Source organism: Kitasatospora sp. SC0581 (assembly GCF_048159585.1).
Classification (GTDB): domain Bacteria; phylum Actinomycetota; class Actinomycetes; order Streptomycetales; family Streptomycetaceae; genus Kitasatospora.
Genome location: NZ_JBLRWA010000001.1, coordinates 731,998 through 756,535, shown reverse-complemented (window position 1 = coordinate 756,535; position 24,538 = coordinate 731,998). Strand labels below are relative to the sequence as shown.

Genomic DNA, 24,538 nt, shown 5'->3' with positions numbered 1-24,538 from the left:
TGGAACTCCCGGACAGCTGGGGCGGGTTGGTCGACCTCCCGCCGGAGTTCGACGCGCGGACCGGCGCCCGGCTGGTCGCGGTCCTCGCGGACCGCACGGAGGACCAGGTCGCCCTCCGCCCCTCCGGCACGCTCGCCCGCCGCCTGGTGCGGGCCGAGCCGCGGCCGGCCGGCCGTGCCCCCTGGCGGGCGCGCGGCACCGTGCTGCTGACCGGCGGCACCGGCTCGATCGGGGCCTGCGTCGCGCGCTGGCTCGCCGAGCGGGACACCCCGCGCGTCGTGCTGACGAGCCGTTCCGGCCCGTCCGCGGAGGGGGCGGTGGAACTCGCGGCCGCGATGGCGACCGCCGGGACGGCCGTCGACATCGTCAGCTGCGACACCGGCGTCCGCCGGGACGTCACCGACCTCGTCGCCCGGATCGAGGCCACCGGACCGGGCCTGTCCACGGTCCTGCACTCGGCCAACACCGGCTACCTGGCCCGGGTCGAGGACACCACCAGGGAGGGCCTGGCGGCGGCGCTCAGCGCCAAGGCCGCCGGGGCCACCTACCTGGACGAGGCGACGGCCGCGCTGGACGTGGACGAGTTCGTGCTGTTCTCGTCGATCTCGGCGACCTGGGGGAGCAACGACCACGGCCCGTACGCGGCGGGGAACGCCTTCCTGGACGGCCTGGCCGAGGACCGCCGGGCCCGGGGCCTGCCGGGCACCTCGATCGCCTGGGGCGTCTGGGACTCCCGGGACTGGGACGCGGTCGACGACCTGATGGACCACAGCCCCGGCCGGGTGACGCCCCGACGGCTCCGCCGGCAGGGGATGAACTTCCTCGAGACCGAACGGGCGCTGACGGCGCTGGACCAGACCCTCGCGGACGACGAGACCTTCATCGCGCTCGCCGACGTGACGTGGGAGAAGTTCGCGCCGGTGTTCCGCGCGGCGCGCCCGCGCCCGCTGCTGGACGCCATCCCCGAGGCCCGGGAGCAGGAGGACCGGGGCCCGGACGCCGCCGGGTCGGACCGGCCGGCCGAGGCCACCGGCGAACTGTTCCGCGCCCTCGCCGGCCTGACCGCCGCCGAGCGCCGCCGCGCCGTGGTCGAGCTGGTCCGCGCGCACGCCGCCGCCGTCCTCGGCCACGGCTCCGCGGCCGAGGTCCCGACCACGCGCGCCTTCCGGGAGCTCGGCTTCGACTCGCTGACCGCCGTCGAACTGCGCAACCGGCTGGGCGGCGCCGCGGGTGTCCGGCTGCCCGCCACGGTCGTGTTCGACCACCCCAACCCGGCCGCCCTGGCCGAGGAGATCCTCTCCCGGCTCTTCGGGGCCGAGGCGGCGGCCGGCGCCGGGCCGGTGCCCGCCGTGGTCGCGGCCCCCGCCGAACCGGTCGCGATCGTCGGCATGGCCTGCCGCTACCCCGGCGGGATCCGGACCCCCGAGGAGCTCTGGGCCCTCCTGGCCGAGCACGGGGACGCGATCGGCGGCTTCCCGACCGACCGCGGCTGGAACACCGAGGGCCTCTTCGACCCCGACCCGGACGCCGAGGGCAAGACCTACGTCGCCGAGGGCGGCTTCCTGACCGGGGCCGCCGAGTTCGACGCCGCCTTCTTCGGGATCAGCCCGCGCGAGGCCCTGTCGATGGACCCCCAGCAGCGGCTGCTGCTGGAGACCTCCTGGGAGGCCGTCGAGCGCGCGGGCATCGACCCGAAGTCGCTGCACGGCTCCGCGACCGGCGTGTTCGTCGGCGCGGCCCGGTCGACCTACCTCGGCGTGGTGGAGGAGACCGCCGGGTCCGAAGGACACCGCATGACCGGCACGGCGATGAGCGTGCTGTCCGGCCGGATCGCCTACGCACTGGGCCTGGTGGGCCCGGCGATGACGGTGGACACCGCCTGCTCCTCCTCGCTGGTCGCGCTGCACCAGGCCGTGCAGTCGCTGCGGTCGGGCGAGTGCTCGGTCGCCCTGGCGGGCGGCGTGACGGTGATGGCCGACCCGGGCGAGTTCGTCGGCTTCTCGCGGCTGCGTGCCCTGTCGCCGAACGGCCGCTGCCAGGCCTTCGGCGAGGGCGCCGACGGCATGGGCATGGGCGAGGGCGTCGGCATCGTGGTGCTCGAACGCCTCTCCGACGCCCGCCGCAACGGGCACCGGGTGCTCGGCGTGGTGCGCGGCAGCGCCATCAACCAGGACGGCGCCTCCAACGGCCTCACCGCCCCCAACGGGCCCTCGCAGCAGCGCGTCATCCGCGCGGCGCTGGCCAACGCCCGGATCTCGGCGGCGGACGTGGACGCGGTCGAGGCGCACGGGACGGGCACGGAGCTGGGTGACCCGATCGAGGCCGGTGCGCTGCTGGCCACGTACGGCCAGGAGCGGTTCGAGGACCGGCCGTTGTGGCTGGGGTCGGTGAAGTCGAACATCGGGCACGCCCAGCAGGCCGCCGGTGTGGCCGGTGTGATCAAGATGGTGCTGGCCCTGCAAGCCGGTGTGCTGCCGAAGACGCTGCACGCGGACGAGCCGTCCTCGCACGTCGATTGGGAGACGGGCAACGTCCGGCTGCTCCAGGACGCGGTGGAGTGGCCGGCGGGCGAGCGGCCGCGCCGGGCGGGTGTCTCGGCGTTCGGCATCAGCGGCACCAACGCGCACGTGATCATCGAAGAGGCCCCGGTCGAGGCGGAGACCGTCCCCGAGGACGCCGCCGAGGACCTCGCGCCGGTCCTGTCGCGTCCCCTCCCGGCGTGGGTGCTGTCCGGCCGTGACGGGCAGACGCTCGCCGGTCAGGCGGGCCGACTGCGCGAGCACGTCGCGGAGCGGCCGGAGCTGCCGGTCGGTGACGTCGCGTGGTCGCTGGCCACGACGCGGTCGGCCTTCGAGCAGCGCGCGGTGGTGCTGGGAGCGGACCGGGACGAACTGGAGGCGGGGCTTTCGGCCGTCGCCACCGGACAGCCCGCGCCCGGCGTGGTCACCGGCGAGGTCGCCCCGGACGGGGTCGGGCGGACGGTGTTCGTCTTCCCAGGGCAGGGCAGCCAGTGGGTCGGGATGGGTCGCGAGCTGGCGGAGGCCTCGCCGGTGTTCGCGGCGCGGCTGGCCGAGTGTGCCGAGGCTCTCGCTCCGTACGTGGACTGGCAGTTGGACGACGTTCTGGCCGGGCTTCACGGCTTCGAGGCTGCTGATGTGGTGCAGCCGGCGCTGTGGGCGGTGATGGTCTCGCTGGCTGCGGTGTGGGAGGCGGCAGGTGTCGCTCCGGACGCCGTGGTCGGTCACTCGCAGGGCGAGATCGCGGCGGCTGCCGTCGCGGGGATTCTCTCGCTGGACGATGCCGCCAAGGTGGTGGCTCTGCGGAGCAAGACCCTGAAGGCGCTGGCGGGTCGTGGCGGGATGCTGTCGATCGCGGAGCCGGTGGACGGTGTCCGCGCCCGGATCGCCCCGTACGGTTCCCGGCTGTCGGTCGCGGCCGTGAACGGTCCGTCGGCGACGGTCGTCTCCGGTGACGCCGACGCGCTGCGCGAACTCGCCGACTCCTGCGGGGAGTTCCCGCGTGCCCGGATGATCCCGGTGGACTACGCCTCGCACAGCACCCACGTGGACGAGCTGCGCGAGGAGATCCTCGCCGTCCTCCAGGGCATCACGCCGACCGAGGCCCGCATCCCCATGGTCTCCGCCATGACCGGCGCGTGGCTGTCCGGCCCGGAGCTGGACCCGGCCTACTGGTACGCGTCCCTCCGCGAGACCGTCGAGTTCGACCGCGCCGTGCGGATCCTCGCCGACGCGGGCCACGGGGCGTACGTCGAGGTGTCCCCGCACCCGGTGCTCACCCCGGCGATCAGCGACGCCTTCGCGGACCGGACCCCGGCCGTGGTCGGCACGCTGCGCCGCGAGGACGGCGGCGCCGGGCGTCTCCTGGCCTCGCTCGCCGAGGCGTACGTCCGGGGCCTGCCCGTCGCCTGGACCGCGCTCCTGGGCGGCGGCACGGTTGTGGACCTCCCCACCTACGCCTTCCGGCGGGACCGGTTCTGGCCGGAGCCCACCGAGGCCCCGACCGTGCCGGTCACCGCGGGCACGCCCGCCGAGGCGGGCTTCTGGAACGCCGTCGAGCGCGGTGACGCCGATGCTCTCGCCGACCTGCTCGGCGTCGACCCGGCCGACCCGGCCCTCGGCGCGCTCACCGGCTGGCGCCACCGCGAACGCGCCGAGTCGGCCGTCGCCGGCTGGCGCTACCGCATCGCCTGGTCGGCCCTGCCCGAGCACGGCACCGCGCTGACCGGCACCTGGCTGCTCGTCGGCTCCGCGCCGGACGTCGCCGACGCCCTGACGGCCGCCGGCGCCCGCGTCCTCACGGTGCCCGGGGACGGTATCGACACCACCGACCGCGAGGCGCTCGCCGCCGCGCTGCCCACCGGTGTCGCCGACCTCTCCGGCATCGTCTCCGCCCTCGCCCTCGACGACGAGGCGGCCGCGCCGCTCGACGCCCACCCCGGCGTCCCGCGCGGCCTGGCCGCCACCCTGGCCCTGGCCCAGGCCGTCGCCGACCGGCGCGGGGACGGGGACGACACGCCCGCCGCCCCGCTGTGGGTGCTGACCCGGGGCGCGGCCGCCGCCACCGACGGCGAGCCGGCCGGCCCGCCCGTCCACGCCCAGATCTGGGCCCTCGGCCGGACGGCCGCCCTCGCCCACCCCGACCTGTGGGGCGGCCTGATCGACCTGCCGCAGCGTCCCGAGGACACCGGCCTCGCCCTGCGGCGCCTGGCCGCCGTCCTCACGGGCGGCGACGGCGAGGACCAGGTGGCGCTGCGCCCGTCCGGCGCGTACGGACGACGGCTGGTGCGCGCCGCGCAGCCGCAGGCCCCGGCGAACGGCGCCGCGTGGACCCCGCGCGGCACCGTCCTGGTCACCGGCGGGACCGGCGCCATCGGCGAGCACGTCGCGCGCTGGCTCGCCGACCGCGGCACGCGGCGCGTCGTGCTGACCGGCCGTCGCGGCCCGGCCACCGAGGGCGTCGCCGCCCGCGCCGCCGAACTCGCCGCCCGCGGCACCGGCGTCGACGTCGTCGCCTGCGACGTCGCCGAGCGCGCCGAGGTCGCCGCCCTGCTGGCCCGGATCGACGCCACCGGCGGCCCGGCCCTGTCCACGGTGCTGCACACCGCGGGCGTCGGCCAGGGCGGCACCGTCGGCGAGACCACCGCGGCCGGGCTGGCCGAGGTCTGCGCCCCCAAGGCGGGCGGCGCCCGCTGGCTCGACGAGCTGACCGCCGACCGCGGCCTCGACGACTTCGTGCTGTTCTCCTCCGGCGCCGCCGTCTGGGGCGGCAGCGACCAGGCCGGCTACGCCGCCGCCAACGGCTACCTCGACGGCCTCGCCGCCGAACGCCGCGCCGCCGGCCGCCCCGCCACCACGCTCTCCTGGGGCCTGTGGGACGGCGGCGGCATGGGCGGCGGCAGCGTGACCACCCGGCTGACCCGCTACGGCGTCCGGGCCATGGCGCCCGAACTCGCCGTCCGCGCCCTCGGCCAGGCCCTGGACGGAGGAGAGGACGCCGTCACCGTCGCGGACATCGACTGGTCGGTGTTCGGCCCGACGTTCACCCTGCGCCGTCCCAGCCGCCTCCTCGCCGACCTGCCCGACGCCGGGACCCGACCGGAACCCGCGGACTCCGGCCCCGGCACCGGGAGCGACGGACCGGACGGCACCGGCCTGGCCGACCGACTCGCCGGCCTGCCCCACGCGGAGCAGCTGCGCCGACTCGTGGAGATCGTCTGCGACCAGGCCGCCGCCGTCCTCGGCCACACCGCCGGAGCACTGCCCAAGGGCCGGCCGTTCCGCCACCTCGGCTTCGACTCCGTGATGGCCGTCGACCTGCGCAACCGGATCACCGACACCACCGGGCGGCGGCTGCCCGCCACCCTCGTCTTCGACCACCCGACCCCCGCCGAACTCGCCGAGTACCTGCACGGCGAACTCGGCCTGCGAGCCGCGCCCGCCGACGACACCCGGGCCGCCCCCGGCACCGACCCGGTGCTCGACGGGCTCGACCGCCTGGAGGCCGCGCTCGCGGCGGTGCCCGGCGGCAGCGGCGCCCGGCGCGACGTGACCCTGCGGCTGAGGAACGTGCTCTCCCGCTGGCTGGGCGACACCGAGCAACCACGGCAGGACGAGCAGGAGCAGCAGACGCTGGCCGGGCGACTGGACGACGCCGACGCCGGCGAGGTCCTGGACTTCATCAACAAGGAATTGGGGCTTTCGTGATGACCGGTGGTGCGCAGGCGGCGGGCGGCGACAAGCAGCTGCTCGACACTCTGAAGAAGCTCGCCGCCGACCTGTATCGGACCCGCGAGCGCGTCAAGGAACTGGAAGCCGGCGAGCGCGAGCCGATCGCCGTCGTCGGCCTCGGCTGCCGCTACGCCGGGGGCATCACCGGCCCCGACCGGTTCTGGGACCTGCTCTCCGCCGGGACGGACGCCATGGGCGGCTTCCCCACCGACCGCGGCTGGGCGGAGTGGGAGCGCGCCTACGGCAACCCGGACGCGCGCGCCGGCGAGGAGTACGCCCGGGTCGGCGGATTCCTCTACGACGTGGCCGACTTCGACCCCGGGTTCTTCGGGATCAGCCCGCGCGAGGCCCTGGCGATGGACCCGCAGCAGCGGATCCTGCTGGAGACCGCCTGGGAGGCGGTCGAGCGGGCCGGCATCGACCCGATGTCCCTGAAGGGCTCCGACACCGGCGTGTTCGTCGGCGCCAGCGGCACCGCGTACGGCTCGGGCGTGGGCGGCAACGGCAGCGGCGCCGAGGGCTACAAGATGACCGGCGGCCTGACCGCCGTCGTCTCCGGACGCATCTCCTACACGCTGGGCCTGACCGGCCCCGCCGTGACGATCGACACCGCCTGCTCCTCCTCGCTCGTGGCACTCCACCTCGCGGTGCGCTCGCTGCGCTCGGGCGAGTGCTCCCTCGCCCTGGCGGGCGGCGTCGAGGTGCTGGTCATGCCCGACGCGTACATCGAGTTCTCCCAGCAGGGCGGCATGGCCGCCGACGGCCGGTGCAAGTCCTTCGCCGCCGAGGCCGACGGCATCGGCTGGGGCGAGGGCGCCGGCATCATCGCGCTGGAGCGCCTCTCCGACGCCCGCCGCAACGGCCACCAGGTGCTCGGCGTGATCCGCGGCAGCGCCGTCAACCAGGACGGCGCCTCCAACGGCATCACCGCCCCCAACGGGCCCTCGCAGTACCGCGTCATCCACTCGGCACTGGCCGACGCCGGCCTGACCGCGGCGGACGTGGACGTGGTCGAGGCGCACGGGACGGGCACGACGCTGGGCGACCCGATCGAGGCGCAGGCGCTGCTGGCCACCTACGGGCAGGCCGAGGACCGCGCCGCCGACCGGCCGCTCTGGCTGGGGTCGGTGAAGTCCAACATCGGCCACTCCGGCTGCGCGAGCGGTGTCGCCGGTGTGATCAAGATGGTGCTGGCATTGCAGCACGGCGTGCTGCCGAAGACCCTCTTCGCCGGGAACCCGTCGCCGCACGTGGACTGGGCCTCGGGCAACGTCCGGCTGCTGAGCGAAGCGGTGGCGTGGCCGGCGGGCGAGCAGCCGCGCCGGGCGGGCGTGTCCGCGTTCGGCGTCAGCGGCACCAACGCGCACCTGATCCTGGAGGAGGCGCCGGCGGGCTCGGGACGCCCGGAGGTCGTGGCGGGCGCCGCGCCGCGCGTCCTGTCCGGCGAGGGCCTTCCCGCGTGGGTGGTGTCGGGGCAGAGCGCCGCGGCGCTGGCCGGTCAGGCGGGTCGGCTGTGTGAACACGTGACGGAGCGGCCGGAGTTGTCGGTCGGCGACGTCGCGTGGTCGCTGGCCACGACGCGGTCGGCGCTGGAGCACCGGGCCGTCGTGCTCGGCCCGGACCGGGACGGACTCGCCGCGGGGCTGACGGCCGTCGCCGCGGGGCAGCCCGCGCCCGGCGTGGTCACGGGCTCGGTGGATGCCGCGGGTGTGGGGCGGACGGTGTTCGTCTTCCCGGGGCAGGGGAGCCAGTGGGTCGGGATGGGGCGTGAGTTGGCCGCTTCGTCGCCGGTGTTCGCGGCGAAGCTGGCGGAGTGCGCTGCGGCTCTCGCTCCGTACGTGGACTGGCAGTTGGACGACGTTCTGGCCGGGCTTCACGGCTTCGAGGCCGCTGATGTGGTGCAGCCGGCGCTGTGGGCCGTGATGGTCTCGCTGGCTGCGGTCTGGGAGGCGGCTGGTGTCGCTCCCGATGCCGTGGTCGGTCACTCGCAGGGCGAGATTGCCGCCGCCGCTGTGGCCGGGATTCTCTCCCTCGATGACGCTGCCAAGGTCGTTGCTCTGCGGAGCAAGACCCTGAAGGCGCTGGCCGGTCGCGGTGGGATGCTGTCGATCGCCGAGCCGGTGGCGGGTGTCCGCGCCCGGATCGCTTCGTACGGTTCCCGGCTGTCGGTCGCGGCGGTGAACGGTCCGTCGGCGACGGTCGTCTCCGGTGACGCTGACGCGCTGCGCGAACTCGCCGACTCCTGCGGGGATTCGCCGCGTGCCCGGATGATTCCGGTGGACTACGCGTCCCACAGCGCCCACGTGGACGAGCTGCGCGAGGAGATCCTCTCGGTTCTCCAGGGCATCGCTCCGACCGAGGCCCGGATCCCCATGGTCTCCGCGCTGACCGGCGCCTGGCTCTCGGGCCCGGAGCTGGACCCCGACTACTGGTACGCCTCGCTCCGCGAGACCGTCGAGTTCGAGCGGGCGGTCCGCATCCTCGCCGAGTCCGGGCACGGGGCGTTCGTGGAGGTCTCCCCGCACGCGGTGCTGACCGGCGCGGTGGGCGACGTCGTCGAGGACGTCGAGGGCTCGGCCGTGGTCGGCACCCTGCGGCGCGAGGAGGGCGGCGCCGGGCGTCTTCTGACCTCGCTCGCCGAGGCCTACGTGCGGGGCCTCCCCGTCGACTGGGCCGCGCTCCTGGGCGGCGGCACGGTCGTGGACCTGCCCACCTACGCCTTCCAGCGCCGGCGCTACTGGCTCGGCGCCGTGGCCTCCGTCCAGGCCGCCGGCCCGGCCACCTCGGTGGACGACTGGCGCTACCGGATCGTCTGGCAGGCGGCCGACGCGAACCGGGCCGCCACGCCGTCGGGGACCTGGCTGCTGGTCGGCGACGGCCCCGACCGGGAGGCGGTCGCGAACGCGCTGACGGCCCGCGGTGCGAGCGTCGTCGCCGTCGCGGGACCGGAGGACGTCGACGCGGCACTGGCCGAGGGCGTGGCCGGTGTGGTGTCGCTGCTGGCCCTGGACGAGGCGCCGCTGGCGGAGCACCCGTCGGTTCCGGGCGGTCTGGCCGGGACGGTCGACCTGGTCCGGGTGCTGGTCGAGACCGGGGTCACGGCCCCGCTGTGGGTGCTGACCCGTGGCGCGGTGGCGGTCGGCGCCGGCGAGGTGACGACCAGTCCGGTGCAGGCCCAGGTCTGGGGTCTGGGCCGGGCCGTGGGCCTGGAGCACGCGGACTGGTGGGGCGGTCTGGTCGACCTGCCGCCGGTGCTGGACGCCGAGGCCGCCGCTCGTCTGGTCGGTGTGTTCGCGGACGGCCGGGAGGACCAGGTCGCGGTGCGGCCGTCGGGTGTGTTCCTGCGCCGTCTGGTGCGGGCCGAGGCCCGGCGCGTCGAGTCGGCTGACTGGTCGCCGCGCGGCACCGTCCTGCTGACCGGCGGCACGGGGTCGATCGGCGTCTGCATCGGCCCCTGGCTTGCCGAGCACGGCGCGCCGAGGGTGGTTCTGACCTCCCGCTCCGGCCCGTCGGCGCCCGGCGTGGCGGCACTGGCCGCCGCCGTGGCGAACGGCGGCTCGGCCGTCGAGGTCGTCAGCTGCGACCTGGCGGACCGGGGCCAGGCGACCGGCCTGGTGGCCTGGATCGAGGCCTCCGGCCCCGGCCTGTCCACCGTCCTGCACTCCGCCAACGCGCCCTACCTGGCCCGGGTGGAGGACACCAGCCGCGAAGGCCTGGTCGCCGCGCTCGGCGCGAAGGCGGCCGGCGCCGTCCACCTGGACGAGGCCACGGCCGGCCTGGGCATCGACGAGTTCGTCCTCTTCTCGTCGATCTCGGCGACCTGGGGCAGCAACGACCACGGCGCCTACGCCGCCGGCAACGCCTTCCTCGACGCGCTGGCGGAGGACCGCCGGGCCCGCGGCCTGCCCGGCACCTCGATCGCGTGGGGCGTCTGGAACACCCGCGACTGGGACGCCGTCGACGCGGTGATGGACCAGGCACCCGGCCGGGTGACGCCCCAGCGCCTGCTGCGGCAGGGCATGAACTTCCTCGACACCCAGCGGGCGCTGACCGCGCTCGGCGAGGTCCTCGCCGACGACGAGACCTTCATCGCCCTCGCGGACGTCGAGTGGCAGAAGTTCGCGCCGGTCTTCACGGCCGCGCGCCCGCGCCCGCTGCTGGACACCATCCCCGAGGCCCGGGCCGAGACGGCCGCCACGACGGCCGCCGACGAGCGCGGCGAGTTCGCCTCGCGGCTGGCCGGCCTGTCGGCGGCCGAGCGGCGCCGGAGCGTCGTGGAGCTGGTGCGCTCGCACGCCGCCGCGGTCCTCGGCCACGACTCGGCGGACGAGATCGTCGCGACGCGGGCCTTCCGCGAGCTGGGCTTCGACTCGCTGACCGCCGTCGAGCTGCGCAACCGCCTGAACACCGCCTGCGGCCTGCGCCTGCCGTCCACCGTCGTCTTCGACCACCCGAGCGCGTCCGTGCTGGCCGAGGAGATCCTGAGCGCGCTGTTCGGGGCGGAGGGCCCCGGCCAGGTGGTCGCGGTGGCCGCCGCGCCCTCGGAGCCGATCGCGATCGTCGGCATGGCCTGCCGCTACCCGGGCGGCGTGCGCTCGCCCGAGGAGCTGTGGGACCTGATCGCCGCCGGCGGGGACGCGATCAGCGGCTTCCCGGCCGACCGCGGCTGGGACGCCGAGGCGCTGTTCGACGCGGACGCCGACGCCGAGGGCTCGACCTACGTCGTGGAGGGCGGATTCCTCAGCGGCGCCGGGGAGTTCGACGCCGGGTTCTTCGGCATCAGCCCGCGCGAGGCCCTCGCCATGGACCCGCAGCAGCGCCTGCTGCTGGAGACCTCCTGGGAGGCCGTCGAGCGCGCGGGCATCGACCCGCGGACGCTGCACGGCTCGGCGACCGGCGTCTTCATCGGCGCGGCCCCGTCCGGCTACTTCGGCGCGGTCGGCGACGAGGCCGGCGTACAGGCCCACCTGATCACCGGGAACGCGCTGAGCGTGCTCTCCGGCCGGATCGCCTACTCCCTGGGCCTGGTCGGCCCGGCGATGACCGTGGACACCGCGTGCTCCTCCTCGCTGGTCGCGCTGCACCAGGCGACCCAGGCGCTCCGGTCGGGCGAGTGCACGGTGGCACTGGCCGGCGGTGTGACCGTGATGGCCGACCCCGGCGAGTTCGTCGGCTTCTCGCGGCTGCGCGCGCTCTCCTCCGACGGCCGCTGCAAGGCCTTCGGCGACGGCGCGGACGGCATGGGCATCGGCGAAGGCGTCGGCATGCTGGTGCTGGAACGGCTGTCGGACGCCCGCCGCAACGGGCACCAGGTGCTCGGCGTGCTCCGCGGGAGCGCCGTCAACCAGGACGGCGCCTCCAACGGCCTGTCCGCGCCCAACGGCCCCTCGCAGCAGCGCGTGATCCTCTCCGCGCTGGCCAACGCCCAGCTGTCGGCGTCCGACGTCGACGCGGTCGAGGCGCACGGCACCGGCACCACGCTCGGCGACCCGATCGAGGCCGGCGCGCTGCTGGCCACCTACGGCCAGGGACGCGCCGGGGACCGGCCGCTGTGGCTGGGGTCGGTGAAGTCCAACATCGGGCACGCCCAGCAGGCCGCCGGTGTGGCCGGTGTGATCAAGATGGTGATGGCGCTGCGGCACGGCGTGCTGCCGAAGACCCTGCACGCCGAGCAGCCGTCCTCGCACGTCGACTGGGACCTGGGCAACGTCCGGCTGCTCCAGGAGCAGGTGGAGTGGCCGGCGGGCGAGCGGCCGCGCCGGGCGGGCGTGTCGGCCTTCGGGATCAGCGGCACCAACGTCCACGTGATCGTGGAGGAGGCCCCGGCGGCCGTCGAGGCGGCGTCCGAGCCTGGGCCGGAGCTCCCGGAGCTCCCGGAGCTCCCGGAGCTCCCGGAGCTTCCGGTGCTGACCGGCGGGACGTCGGTGTGGCGGGTCTCCGGTCGTAGTGCGGTGGCGCTGGCCGGTCAGGCCGGTCGACTGCGTGAACACGTGTTGGCGCGGCCGGAGTTGTCGGTCGGAGATGTGGCGTGGTCGCTCGCGACGACGCGTTCGGTGTTCGAGCAGCGTGCGGTGGTGCTGGGCGGCGAGCGGAGTGAGCTCGCGGCGGGTCTCGCGGCGGTGGCCACGGGGCAGCCCGCGCCCGGTGTCGTGACCGGCGGACTCGCTCCCGGTGGGGTGGGGCGGACGGTGTTCGTCTTCCCCGGTCAGGGGAGCCAGTGGGTCGGGATGGGGCGTGAGCTGGCCGCTTCGTCGCCGGTGTTCGCGGCGCGGCTGGCGGAGTGCGCCGAGGCTCTGGCGCCTTATGTGGACTGGCAGTTGGACGATGTGCTGGCCGGTCGGCACGGTTTCGAGGCCGCCGATGTGGTGCAGCCGGCGCTGTGGGCCGTGATGGTCTCGCTCGCGGCGGTCTGGGAGGCGGCCGGTGTCGCTCCGGACGCCGTGGTCGGTCACTCGCAGGGTGAGATCGCGGCGGCTGCTGTCGCGGGGATTCTTTCGCTGGAGGATGCGGCGAAGGTTGTTGCTCTTCGCAGCCGGACCCTGAAGGCCCTGGCCGGTCGCGGTGGGATGCTGTCGATCGCGGAGCCGGTGGCGGGTGTCCGGGCGCGGATCGCCCCGTATGGTGCCCGGTTGTCGGTGGCGGCGGTGAATGGTCCGTCGGCGACGGTGGTTTCCGGTGACGCGGATGCTCTGCGTGAACTCGCCGAGGCGTGCGGGGATTCGCCGCGCGCCCGGATGATTCCGGTGGACTACGCCTCGCACAGCGCCCATGTGGACGAGCTGCGCGAGGAGATCCTCTCCGTCCTTGAGGGGATCCGGCCTCGTGAGGCGCAGGTCCCGATGATCTCCGCGCTGACGGGCGAGTGGCTGGCGGGTTCCGAGCTGGACCCGGCGTACTGGTACGCGTCGCTGCGGGAGACCGTCGAGTTCGAGCGGGCGGTTCGTCTGCTGGGTGAGTCCGGGCACGGTGTGTTCCTGGAGGTGTCGCCGCACCCGGTGCTGACGCCGGCGATCGGTGACGCCCTGGAGGCGCTGTCCCCGGTCGTGGTGGGCACGTTGCGGCGCGACGAGGGCAGTGCGGACCGCCTGCTGACGTCGTTCGCCGAGGCCTACGTCCAGGGCGCCACGGTGGACTGGGTGTCGGTCCTCGCCGGTGGTTCGACGGTGGACCTGCCGACGTACGCGTTCCAGCACCGTCACTACTGGCCCGAGGCGGTGGCCGAGGTTGCCGAGGGCTCCGTCATCGATGCCGAGTTCTGGGCGGCGGTCGAGGGCGGGGACGCCGACGGCCTGGCGGCGGCGTTGAACATCGACGGTGACCGGCTGGGCGAGGTGTTGCCGGCGCTGGCCGATTACCGGCGCCGTGGCCTGGCCGGGTCGGCGGTCGCGGACTGGCGGTACCGGGTGTCGTGGGCGCCGGTGAGCGAGTCCGGCGGGGTGTTGACCGGGACGTGGCTGCTGGTGGGGGAGTCCCCGGATGCCGCTGCGGTCGTGGCGGCGCTGGAGTCCCACGGGGCAACCGTGGTCCGTACTGCGGTGGATGCCGTGGGTGAGGCGGTGGCCGCGTGCTCCGACCTGAGCGGAGTGCTGTCGCTGCTGGCGCTGGACGAGTCGCCGCAGGAGGCGTTCCCGTGGGTGTCGCGTGGTGGTGTTGACACGCTCGCGCTGATCCGGACGCTCGATCGTGCCGGGGTTGTGGCCCCGCTGTGGGTGGTCACGCGGGGTGCGGTGGGTGCGGTCGCGGGTGATGTGGTGCGGCCGGTGCAGGCGCAGGTCTGGGGTCTGGGTGCCGTGGCGGGGCTGGAGTTGGCGGGCCGCTGGGGCGGGCTGATCGACCTTCCGGCTGCCGTGGACGCACGTACGGGTGCGCGGCTGGCGTCGGTCCTGGTCGGGGATGAGGACCAGGTCGCGGTGCGTGCGGGCGGTGTGGTGGCGCGGCGGTTGGTGCGTGCCGGTCGTCCGGTCGTCCGTGAGGCGTGGTCGCCGCGTGGCTCGGTCCTGGTGACGGGTGGCACGAGCGGCGTGGGTGCGATCACCGCCCAGTGGGTGGCGGATCGTGGCGCCTCGCGGGTCGTGCTGACGTCCCGTTCGGGTCCGGGTGCCGCCGGTGTGGCGGAGCTGGCGGCGTCGATCGCGGCTCGCGGTGCGGCAGTCGAGGTGGTGGCGTGTGACATCGCCGACCGCGCTTCTGTGGCGGAGGTCCTGGACCGTATCGATGCGGCGGGCCCGGTGTTGTCGTCGGTGGTCCACTCGGCGGGTGTCGGTGACCGTAGGCCGGTCGAGGAGATCGAGCCTTCGGACCTGTCCTGGCTGCTGTCGGCGAAGGTCGGCGGTGCTGTGGTGCTGGACGAGTTGACGGCGGGTCGGGATCTCGACGCGTTCGTGCTGTTCTCGTCGGGCGCGGGTGTGTGGGGCAGCGGTGGCCTGGGCGGCTACGCGGCGGCGAACGCGCACCTGGACGCGTTGGTCGAGGACCGCCGCTCCCGGGGCCTGGTGGCTTCTTCGGTCGCCTGGGGCCTGTGGGCCGGTGTCGGGATGGCCGCGAGCTCCGGTGGCGAGCGGTTGCGCGAGTTCGGCATGGAGGGCATCGACGGGCGTCGGGGCATGCTGGCGCTGGGCCAGGTCCTGGACGCGGGCGAGGGTGCGATGGTGGTGGCCGGCTTCGACTGGCCGCAGTTCGTGCCGACCTACACCCTGCACCGGCCGAGCCGTCTGCTGGCGGACCTGCCCGAGGTCCGCGCGGTCCTGGCCGCCGAGGCCGCCGTCGAGTCCACCACCGAGGAAGTCGGCGCGTGGGCAAGCCGGTTGGCCGGGATGCCGGTCGCTGAGCAGCGCCAGGTCCTGACCGACCTGGTGCGCGGTCACGCGGCCGCGGTCCTCGGTCACGAGTCGGCGGAGGACGTGCTGCCGCAACGCGCGTTCAAGGAGCTGGGCTTCGACTCCGTCGGAGCCGTCGAGCTGCGGAACCGCCTCTCCAAGGAGGTCGGTGTCAAGCTGGCCTCCACGATGGTCTTCGACCACCCGAACGCCGCCGCTGTCGCGGACTACGTCCGCGGCGAACTCGTCGGCGCGGACGAGCAGATGGTCCAGCGGGACGGCGCGGTCCAGGTCGTGGCCGCGGCGATCGGCGAGCCGATCGCGATCGTCGGCATGGGATGCCGGTACCCGGGCGGGGCGGTCGGTCCCGAGCAGTTCTGGAGCATGGTGGCCTCCGGCACCGACACCATCGGCGGCTTCCCGACCGACCGCGGGTGGGACGCCTACGAGGAGGAGTTCGGCAAGGGCCAGGAGTACCGGCGACAGGGCGGATTCGTCCATGACGCGGCCGAGTTCGACGCCGGGTTCTTCGGGATCAGCCCGCGCGAGGCCCTGGCGATGGACCCGCAGCAGCGGCTGCTGCTGGAGACCTCCTGGGAGGCCATCGAGCACGGCGGGATCGACCCGAAGTCGCTGCACGGCTCGGCGACCGGCGTCTTCGTCGGCGCCAACTTCTCGGGGTACAGCTCGGTCCTGCCCGTCGAGGACACCAGCCTGGACGGCTACCGGCTGATCGGGAACGTGACCGCTGTCCACTCCGGCCGGATCTCGTACTGCCTGGGCCTGACCGGTCCTGCTCTGACGGTGGACACGGCGTGCTCGTCCTCGCTGGTGGCGATGCACCAGGCGGTGCAGGCGCTGCGGGCCGGCGAGTGCTCGATGGCGCTGGCCGGCGGCGTGGCGGTGATGGTCTCCCCGGCCGCCTTCATGGAGTTCGCCCAGCAGGGCGGCATGGCCTCCAGCGGCCGGTCGAAGGCGTTCTCGGACGAGGCCGACGGCATCGGCTGGGGCGAGGGCGCGGGCATGGTGCTGCTGGAGCGCCTGTCCGATGCCCGCCGCAACGGGCACCAGGTGCTGGCGGTGATCCGGGGGAGCGCGGCGAACCAGGACGGCGCGTCGAACGGTCTGGCGGCGCCGAACGGTCCCTCGCAGCGGCGGGTGATCCGTGCGGCGCTGGCCAACGCGCAGCTGTCGGCGGCGGACGTGGACGTGGTCGAGGCGCACGGCACCGGCACGACGCTCGGTGACCCGATCGAGGCGCAGGCGCTGCTGGCCACCTACGGGCAGGCCGAGGACCGCGCCGCCGACCGGCCGCTCTGGCTGGGGTCGGTGAAGTCCAACATCGGGCACTCGCAGTGCGCGGCCGGTGTGGCGGGTGTGATCAAGATGGTGATGGCGCTGCGGCACGAGGTGCTGCCGAAGACGCTGCACGCGGACGAGCCGTCCTCGCACGTGGACTGGGAGACGGGCAACGTCCGTCTGCTCCAGGAGGCGGTGGAGTGGCCGGCGGGTGGGCGCCCGCGTCGGGCGGGTGTGTCGGCGTTCGGCGTGAGCGGCACCAACGTCCACCTGATCGTCGAGGAAGCACCGGTCGCGGCGGTCGAGGCCGAGCGCCCGGCGGAGCAGCCGGCGCCGGAGGTCCTCGGGACCGCGCCTTCGGTGTGGACGGTGTCGGGCCAGAGCGTCGCGGCACTGGCCGGTCAGGCCGGTCGGCTGCGTGAACACGTGCTGGCGCGGCCGGAGTTGTCGGTCGGCGATGTGGCGTGGTCGCTGGCGACGGCGCGTGCGGCGCTGGAGCACCGGGCGGTCGTGCTCGGTGGCGAGCGGAGTGAGCTCGCGGCGGGTCTCGTGGCGGTGGCCACGGGGCAGCCGGCGGCGGGTGTGGTGACCGGTTCGGTGGCTCCTGGCGGTGTGGGGCGGACGGTGTTCGTCTTCCCCGGTCAGGGCAGCCAGTGGGTCGGCATGGGGCGCGAGCTGGCGGAGGCCTCGCCGGTCTTCGCCGCGAAGTTGGCGGAGTGCGCTGCGGCTCTCGCTCCGTACGTGGAGTGGCAGTTGGACGATGTGCTGGCGGGCCTTCACGGTTTCGAGGCTGCTGATGTGGTGCAGCCGGCGCTGTGGGCGGTGATGGTCTCGCTCGCCGCCGTCTGGGAGGCGGCGGGTGTCGCTCCTGACGCCGTGGTCGGCCACTCGCAGGGTGAGATTGCCGCTGCGGCCGTCGCGGGGATTCTCTCCTTGGACGACGCCGCCAAGGTCGTCGCTCTGCGGAGCAAGACCCTGAAGGCCCTTGCTGGTCGTGGTGGGATGCTGTCGATTGCCGAGCCGGTGGAGGGTGTTCGGGCGAGGATCGCTCCGTACGGCTCTCGCCTGTCGGTGGCGGCGGTGAACGGCCCGTCGGCGACGGTCGTCTCCGGTGACGCCGATGCGCTGCGTGAACTCGCGGACTCCTGTGGGGATTCGCCGCGTGCCCGGATGATCCCGGTGGACTACGCGTCCCACAGCGCCCACGTGGACGAGCTGCGCGAGGAGATCCTCGCCGTTCTCCAGGGCATCGTGCCGACCGAGGCCCGGATCCCCATGGTGTCCGCGCTGACGGGCGCATGGCTGTCGGGCCCGGAGATGGACCCCGACTACTGGTACGCGTCGCTCCGCGAGACCGTCGAGTTCGAGCGGGCGGTCCGGATCCTGGGCGCCTCCGGGCACGGGGTGTTCGTGGAGGTGTCCCCGCACGCGGTGCTGACCGGCGCGGTGGGCGACGTGGTCGAGGACGTCGACGGTTCGGTGGTGGTCGGCACCCTGCGCCGCGAGGACGGCGGGGCCGAGCGCCTGCTGTCGTCCTTCGCCGAGGCCTACGTCCAGGGCGCTCCGGTGGACTGGGCGACGGTGCTCGGTGGTGGTGAGAGCGTCGGCCTGCCGACGTACGCCTTCCAGCGCCAGCGGTTCTGGCCGGAGCCGCGCACCCCGCAGCGGGCCAGGGCGTCGGTGGACGACTGGCGTTACCGGATCACCTGGCAGCCGGCGACCGGGAGCGGCCCGGCGGTCCTGTCCGGTACCTGGCTGCTGGTCGGGGACGCGGCGGACGCCGGTGTGGTGGCCGAGGCGCTGGCGAGTTGTGGCGCCGAGGTCGTGCGGACGACGCTGGCGGGCCTCGATGAGGCCATCGCCGGTGCCGGTGCGGATGTCCAGGGCGTGGTGTCCCTCCTGGCCCTGGACGAGTCGCTGGACGCCGAGTTCGGGTGGGTCCCGCGCGGCAGCGCCGACACCCTCGACCTGGTGCAGAGGCTGGGCCGGGCCGGGATCGCCGCTCCCCTCTGGGTGCTGACCCGTGGCGCGGTGCAGGTCGCCGCCGGCGAGGTGACGACCAGCCCGATCCAGACGCAGGTCTGGGGTCTGGGCCGGGCCGTGGGCCTGGAGCACGCGGACCGCTGGGGCGGTCTGGTCGACCTGCCGCCGGTGGTGGACGCCGATGCCGCGGCCCGGCTGGTCGGCGTGTTCGCCGATGGCGGTGAGGACCAGGTCGCGGTGCGGCCGTCGGGTGTGTTCCTGCGCCGTCTGGTGCGGGCCGAGGCCCGTCGCGTCGAGTCGGCTGACTGGTCTCCGCGCGGCACCGTCCTGCTGACCGGTGGCACCGGCTCGATCGGCGTCTGCATCGGTCCGTGGCTTGCCGAGCACCGCGCGCCGAGGGTGGTTCTGACCTCCCGGTCCGGCCCGTCGGCGCACGGTGTGGCGGCGCTGGCCGCCGCCGTGGCGACCGGCGGTTCGGCCGTCGAGGTCGTCAGCTGCGACCTGACGGAGCGTGCGCAGGTCACGGCGATGGTGTCGTGGATCGAGAACACCGGTCCCGGCCTGTCGACCGTCCTGCACTCGGCGAACACCCCGTACCTCTCGCGGGTCGAGCACACGGATCACGAAGGCCTGGCGGCGGCACTCGGCGCGAAGGCGGCCGGCGCCACCTACCTGGACGAGGCGACGGCGGACCTGGGCATCGACGAGTTCGTGATGTTCTCGTCGATCTCGGCGACCTGGGGCAGCAACGACCACGCCGCGTACGCCGCCGGGAACTCCTTCCTGGACGGGCTCGCGGAGGACCGGCGCGGCCGGGGCCTGCCGGGTACCTCGATCGCGTGGGGTGTGTGGAACACCCGTGACTGGGACGCCGTGGACGCGGTGATGGACCAGGCGCCGGGGCGGGTGACCCCGCACCGGCTGCTGCGGCAGGGCATGAACTTCCTGGACACCCAGCGGGCGTTGACCGCGCTGGGTGAGGTCCTCGCCGACGACGAGACGTTCATCGCGGTCGCGGACGTCGAGTGGGAGAAGTTCGCGCCGGTCTTCACGGCCGCGCGTCCCCGTCCGCTGCTGGACACCATTCCGGAGGCGCAGGAGGACACCGCCCCCGGCCGTCCGGTCGACGACCAGCGCAGCGAGTTCGCCGCGCGCCTGGCGGGCCTGTCGGCCGCCGAGCGGCGCCGGACCGTCGTGGAGCTGGTGCGGACACAGGCGGCCGCAGTGCTGGGCCACGAGTCGGCGGACGAGATCGTCGCCAGCCGGGCGTTCCGCGAGCTGGGCTTCGACTCGCTGACCGCCGTGGACCTGCGCAACCGCCTGAACGCGGCCGTGGGCGTCCGGCTGCCGTCCACGGTGATCTTCGACCACCCGAGCGCGTCCGCGCTGGCGGACGAGATCCTGGCCGCGCTGTTCGGGAGCGTCTCGGAGGAGACCGCCCCGGTGGTGGTGCAACCGGCCTCGACCGATCCGATCGCGATCGTCGGCATGGCCTGCCGCTACCCCGGTGGCGTCCGGACACCCGAGGAGCTGTGGGACCTCCTGGCGGCGGGCGGCGACGCGATCAGCGGCTTCCCGGCCGACCGCGGCTGGGACGTCGAGGGCCTGTTCGACCCGGACCCGGACGCCGAGGGCTCGACCTATGTGATCGAGGGCGGGTTCCTCGGCGGCGCCGGGGAGTTCGACGCCGGCTTCTTCGGGATCAGCCCGCGTGAGGCGCTGGCGATGGACCCGCAGCAGCGCCTGCTGCTGGAGACCTCCTGGGAGGCCGTCGAGCGGGCCGGTATCGACCCGAAGTCGCTGCACGGCTCCGCGACCGGCGTGTTCATCGGTGCGGCCGCCTCCGGCTACATCGGGGTGCTGGGCGACGAAGCGGAGGCCCAGGCGCATCTGATCACCGGGAACGCGCTCAGCGTCCTGTCCGGCCGGGTGTCGTACACGCTGGGCCTGAACGGGCCCGCGGTGACCGTCGACACGGCGTGCTCCTCCTCGCTGGTGGCGATGCACCAGGCGGTGCAGGCGCTGCGGTCGGGCGAGTGCACGGTGGCGCTGGCCGGCGGTGTGACGGTGATGGCCGACCCCGGCGAGTTCGTGAGCTTCTCGCGGCTGCGCGCGCTGTCGGCCGACGGCCGCTGCAAGGCCTTCGGCGAGGGCGCGGACGGCATGGGCATGGGCGAGGGCGTCGGAATGCTGGTGCTGGAGCGGCTGTCGGACGCCCGCCGCAACGGGCACCGGGTGCTCGGTGTGGTGCGCGGCAGCGCGATCAACCAGGACGGTGCGTCGAACGGTCTCACGGCGCCGAACGGTCCTGCCCAACGGCGGGTCATCCGGGCGGCGTTGGCGAGTGCGCAGCTGTCGGCCGCGGACGTGGACGTGGTCGAGGCGCACGGGACGGGTACGGAGCTGGGTGACCCGATCGAGGCGGGCGCGCTGCTGGCGACGTACGGCCAGGAGCGGTTCGAGGGCCGGCCGTTGTGGCTGGGGTCGGTGAAGTCCAACATCGGGCACGCCCAGCAGGCCGCGGGTGTGGCCGGTGTGATCAAGATGGTGCTGGCACTGCGGGCCGGGGTGCTGCCGAAGACGCTGCACGCCGATGAGCCGTCCTCGCACGTGGATTGGGAGACGGGCAACGTCCGTCTGCTCCAGGACGAGGTGGCGTGGCCGGCGGGCGAGCGGCCGCGTCGGGCGGGTGTTTCGGCCTTCGGCATCAGCGGCACCAACGCGCACGTGATCATCGAAGAGGCGCCGGCCGAGGCGGAGGCGCCCGTCGACAGTGACGGCGGGAACGTGGTGCCGGTGCTGTCGGGCGGTGTCCCGGCGTGGGTGCTGTCCGGACGGGACGCCGAGGCGCTCGCCGGTCAGGCGGGCCGACTGCGTGAACACATGCTGGCGCGGCCGGAGTTGTCGGTCGGCGATGTGGCGTGGTCGCTGGCGACGGCGCGTGCGGCGCTGGAGCACCGGGCCGTTGTGCTCGGCGGCGAGCGGGGCGAGTTCGCTGAGCGTCTGGCGGCGGTGGCCACGGCGCAGCCGGCGGCGGGCGTGGTGACCGGTTCGGTGGCTGCTGCTGGTGTGGGGCGGACGGTGTTCGTCTTCCCCGGTCAGGGGAGCCAGTGGGTCGGCATGGGGCGTGAGCTGGCGGAGTTGTCGCCGGTGTTCGCGGCGCGGCTGGCGGAGTGTGCTGCGGCCCTGGCGCCTTATGTGGACTGGCAGTTGGACGATGTCCTGGCTGGGCGGCACGGTTTCGAGGCTGCCGATGTCGTGCAGCCGGCGCTGTGGGCTGTGATGGTGTCGCTCGCCGCTGTGTGGGAGGCGGCGGGTGTTGCTCCGGACGCGGTGGTGGGTCACTCGCAGGGTGAGATCGCTGCCGCCGCGGTGGCCGGGATTCTCTCCCTCGACGATGCCGCGAAGGTCGTTGCTCTGCGGAGCAAGACTCTAAAGGCGCTGGCGGGTCGTGGCGGGATGCTGTCGATCGCGGAGCCGGTGGACGGCGTCCGGGCGCGGATCGCCCCGTACGGTTCCCGCCTGTCGGTGGCGGCCGTGAACGGTCCTTCGGCGACGGTGGTTTCCGGTGATGCGGACGCGCTGCGTGAACTGGCGGACTCCTGTGGGGATTCGCCGCGCGCGCGGATGATTCCGGTGGACTACGCGTCCCACAGCGCGCACGTGAACGAGCTGCGGGAGGAGATCCTCGCTGTTCTCCAGGGCATCGCTCCGAGTGAGGCCCGGATCCCCATGGTCTCCGCACTGACGGGCGAGTGGCTGTCGGGCTCCGAGCTGGACCCGGCGTACTGGTACGCGTCGCTGCGGGAGACCGTCGAGTTCGAGCGGGCGGTTCGTCTGCTGGGTGAGTCCGGGCACGGGGTGTTCCTGGAGGTGTCGCCGCATCCGGTGCTGACGCCGGCGATCGGTGACGCCCTCGAGGCGCTGTCCCCGGTCGTCGCGGGCACGCTGCGACGGGAGGAAGGCGGCGCCCAGCGTCTGCTGACCTCGTTCGCCGAGGTGTACGCGCAGGGTCTCCCGGTCGACTGGGCCGCCGTACTCGGCCGCGGTTCGACGGTGGACCTGCCCACCTACGCCTTCCGGCACCGCCACTACTGGCCGGAGGCGGACCGCAAGCGCGCGGACGTCACGGTGGCCACCGGTGCGGAGGCGGGCTTCTGGACCGCCGTGGAGAGTGGTGATGTCACCGCGCTCGCCGATCTGCTCGGGGTGGACCCGGCGGATGCCGCGCTGGGTGCGCTGACCGACTGGCGGCGCCGTGAGCGGGCCGGCTCGGCGGTCGCGGACTGGCGGTACCGGGTGTCGTGGGCGCCGGTGGGCGAGTCCGGCGCGGTGCTGACCGGGACCTGGCTGCTGGTCGGGGACGGCGCCGACGCGGCTGCGGTCGCGGAGGCGCTGGACCTTCCGGGTGCGCGGGTCGTCCGCTCGACTCCGGACGGTGTCGCCGCTGCGGTGGCCGCGCACTCCGACCTGCGGGGTGTGGTCTCGCTGCTGGCGCTGGACGAGTCGCCGGAGGAAGCGTTCCCGCTGGTTCCCGGCGGTCTGGCCGCAACGGTCGCGCTGGTTCAGGAGCTTGGCCGGCTCGGTGTGTCCGCCCCGCTGTGGGTGGTCACGCGGGGTGCGGTGGGTGCGGTCGCGGGTGATGCGGTGCGGCCGGTCCAGGCGCAGCTGTGGGGTCTGGGTGCCGTCGCGGCGCTGGAGTTGGCGGGCCGCTGGGGCGGGCTGATCGACCTTCCGGCTGCCGTGGACGCCCGCGTCGGTGCGCGGCTGGCGTCCGTCCTGGTCGGCGATGAGGACCAGGTCGCGGTGCGTGCGGGCGGTGTGCTGGCGCGGCGATTGGTGCGCGCCGGCCGTCCGGTCGTCCGCGAGGCGTGGTCGCCGCGTGGGTCGGTGCTGGTGACGGGTGGCACGAGCGGCGTCGGTGCGATCACCGCCCAGTGGGTGGCGGATCGTGGTGCCTCGCGAGTGGTGCTGACGTCCCGTTCTGGCCCGGGTGCCGCCGGTGTGGCGGAGCTGGCGGCCTCGATCGCGGCTCGTGGATCGGCAGTCGACGTGGTGGCGTGTGACATCGCCGACCGCGCTTCTGTGGCGGAGGTCCTGGACCGTATCGACGTGGCGGGCCCGGTGTTGTCGTCGGTGGTCCACTCGGCGGGTGTCGGTGACCGTAGGCCGGTCGAGGAGATCGAGCCTTCGGACCTGTCCTGGCTGTTGTCGGCGAAGGTCGGCGGCGCTGTGATGTTGGACGAGTTGACGGCGGGTCGGGATCTCGACGCGTTTGTGCTGTTCTCGTCGGGCGCGGGTGTCTGGGGCAGCGGTGGCCTGGGCGGTTACGCGGCGGCGAACGCGCACCTGGACGCGTTGGTCGAGGACCGCCGCTCCCGGGGCCTGGTGGCTTCTTCGGTGGCCTGGGGCCTGTGGGCGGGCGTCGGGATGGCCGCGAGCTCTGGTGGTGAGCGGTTGCGCGAGTTCGGTATGGAGGGCATCGACGGGCGCCGGGGCATGCTGGCGCTGGGCCAGGTCCTGGACGCCGGTGAGGGTGCGATGGTGGTGGCCGGCTTCGACTGGCCGCAGTTCGTGCCGACCTACACCCTGCACCGGGCCAGCCGTCTGCTGACGGACCTCCCCGAGGTTCGGGAGGTGCTGGCCGCCGAGGCCGGCACCACCACGACCGAGGAAGTCGGCGCGTGGGCGGGCCGGTTGGCCGGGATGCCGGTCGCTGAGCAGCGCCAGGTCCTGACCGACCTGGTCCGGGGCCACGCGGCCGCGGTCCTCGGCTACGACTCGGCGGACGACGTGCTGCCGCAACGCGCCTTCAAGGAGCTGGGCTTCGACTCCGTCGGAGCGGTCGAGCTGCGGAACCGCCTCTCGAAGGCGCTCGGTATCCGACTGCCCTCCACGATGGTCTTCGACCACCCGAACGCCACCGCCCTCGCGGAGCAGATCCTGCGCGAGTTCATGCCGGAGCAGGCCGCTCCGGAGGGTGACGCGGACGAGCTGGCCCTCAGGGAGGCCATCTCGGCGATCCCGCTGGCCCGCATCCGGCAGGCCGGCCTGCTGGACCTGCTGCTGCAACTCGCCGACCCGGCCCAGGACAACGGCGCGGACAGTCGAACGGACACGGAGTCCATCGACGGCATGGACGCCGAAGACCTCATTCGCATAGCCCTCGATGGCAAAGACTCCTGACGCCCT

2 protein-coding genes (1 of these 2 cut by a window edge) are annotated in these 24,538 nt (G+C 74.4%); both read left to right on the top strand.

Features of this window, described 5'->3' with window-relative positions; genetic code table 11:
• Positions 1-6,224, top strand: the 3' portion of a protein-coding gene (locus ACLWS4_RS02950; RefSeq protein ID WP_416873264.1) for a type I polyketide synthase. 3,184 nt of this gene lie to the left of the window's left edge; 6,224 of the gene's 9,408 nt are visible here — the last part of the coding sequence; its start codon lies off the left edge, out of view; it ends in the stop codon at positions 6,222-6,224.
• On the top strand, positions 6,224-24,532 hold the full coding sequence (locus tag ACLWS4_RS02945; RefSeq protein WP_416873302.1) for a type I polyketide synthase: 18,309 nt from the start codon (positions 6,224-6,226) through the stop codon (positions 24,530-24,532). Before ACLWS4_RS02950 ends, ACLWS4_RS02945 begins: the two co-directional genes overlap by 1 nt.
• Positions 24,533-24,538 lie beyond the last annotated feature (6 nt).

Bases quoted from the DNA above. Each gene is read 5' to 3' on its own strand.
- ACLWS4_RS02945 (WP_416873302.1), top strand. From the start codon at position 6,224: ATGACCGGTGGTGCGCAGGCGGCGGGCGGCGACAAGCAGCTGCTCGAC.